Raw genomic sequence first — 1379 nt, 5'->3', positions numbered from 1 at the left:
GCCCGCTCTCTTCAGCATGGCGCGCAACTACAACCTGAAACTCCACACCNCCTACGGCCCTGTCTGGTCGTCGGCCAGTGAGGAGCGGCGCGAACGGGCCTGCAAGCGGTACGAGAAGTGCCTGAGGCGCAACGAGGCGAAGACCGACGTCCTGTCCCGCGAAGGATGGATCGCCGGCGAATTGATCAAGATCGGGTATCGGGAGACCCACCCCAACATTCGCGACGGATGGGGCATCCTGCGCAACGCCATCCGGGAAGCGGTGTTGAATCCCGGCACGGAGATTCGAGCGCTCAATTGCACCTATCTCGTTGCGCAAGGCTTCTTGTGGTGTCGTCTGCCTTCCGGTCGCTGCCTGGCCTACGCATCACCACGGCTGAAGCAACAGGTTTGGTTCTACGACTTCACGACGGAAGAAGCCGAGGTCGTGGCGGCCGAACAAGGCTACGCTCGGGAGCGCGCTGGCGAAGGCCGGGTGAAGAGCGAGGCGACGCCGGCGGTGACGGCGCTCGGCGTCAACAGTGTGACGCTCGCTTTCGAGCGCTTCGGCCTTTACGGCGGTTTAGCATTCGAGAACATCGTACAGGCCATCGCCCTGGACCTTCTCAATAACGGCCTGCTGCTGGCGGAAGCGGCGGGCTATCCCGTCATCGGCCACATCCACGACGAAATTATCACAGAAGTGATGCGCGGGTTTGACCCGGATGCCAAGCGCTTCGAAAAGCTGATTTGCCAATTACCGGTATGGGCGGCCGGTCTGCCGCTGGGCAGCAGCGGCTACAGCGGGAGCCGCCTGAAAAAAGTTTGATCGCCGCTGTATGACGTGTATTGACTTAACAATACATCCGACATACAGTCACGACAGCTCAATCACCACGGAGTCCAGCCCGTGCCGGCTAAGAAATCCAAGACTGCAGCTGTCCCGCCCACGACGATGCGCATTCCCGAAGCCCTTCTGAAGGGATGCGGCCGTGTCGCCAAGCGCAAAGAGCGCAGCCGCAGCTGGATCATCAACGACTATATCCGCCAAGGCCTGACGCGCGACGGTGAACCCGTCCCGCAGCCCGCAGCCGGCGCGCTGGACTGACCATGGGCCTGTCGACGCTCTTCTACGCGCTTCTGTCGCTGGGCGTCGACATTCTCAGCAACGGCTTTCAGTGGCTGTTGCTCTTGGCCTACGGCCTCGGAATGACGATGGGTTCTGTCCTCGGTGCGGTCTGGACGCACCAACTTCTAGGGAGACGCAAATGATCGGCAACAAGCCCTCGCTGCACGCTTTCACGACCACAGTCTATTCGAAGGACAAGCGGCCGCAGACGATCCACCACGACACGCTGCACAGCGTCCACCACGGCTACGTCTTTCAGCGCGCCGACGGC

At 61.6% G+C, this 1379-nt stretch carries 2 protein-coding genes; both read left to right on the top strand.

What is annotated here, in order from left to right; translation table 11 throughout:
* Positions 1 to 889: 889 nt before the first annotated feature.
* On the top strand, positions 890 to 1087 hold the full coding sequence (locus DNK49_RS24020; protein ID WP_133255167.1) for a CopG family ribbon-helix-helix protein: 198 nt from the start codon (positions 890 to 892) through the stop codon (positions 1085 to 1087).
* A gap of 2 nt (positions 1088 to 1089) precedes the next feature.
* Positions 1090 to 1251, top strand: a complete 162-nt coding sequence (locus DNK49_RS24205) for a hypothetical protein (protein ID WP_165843428.1) — start codon at positions 1090 to 1092, stop codon at positions 1249 to 1251.
* Positions 1252 to 1379 lie beyond the last annotated feature (128 nt).

It is taken from the genome of Parazoarcus communis SWub3 = DSM 12120, from assembly GCF_003226565.1.
GTDB lineage: Bacteria > Pseudomonadota > Gammaproteobacteria > Burkholderiales > Rhodocyclaceae > Parazoarcus > Parazoarcus communis.
This window is presented reverse-complemented; position numbering and strand designations above follow the sequence as displayed.

Bases quoted from the DNA above. Each gene is read 5' to 3' on its own strand.
- DNK49_RS24205 (WP_165843428.1), top strand. From the start codon at position 1,090: ATGGGCCTGTCGACGCTCTTCTACGCGCTTCTGTCGCTGGGCGTCGAC.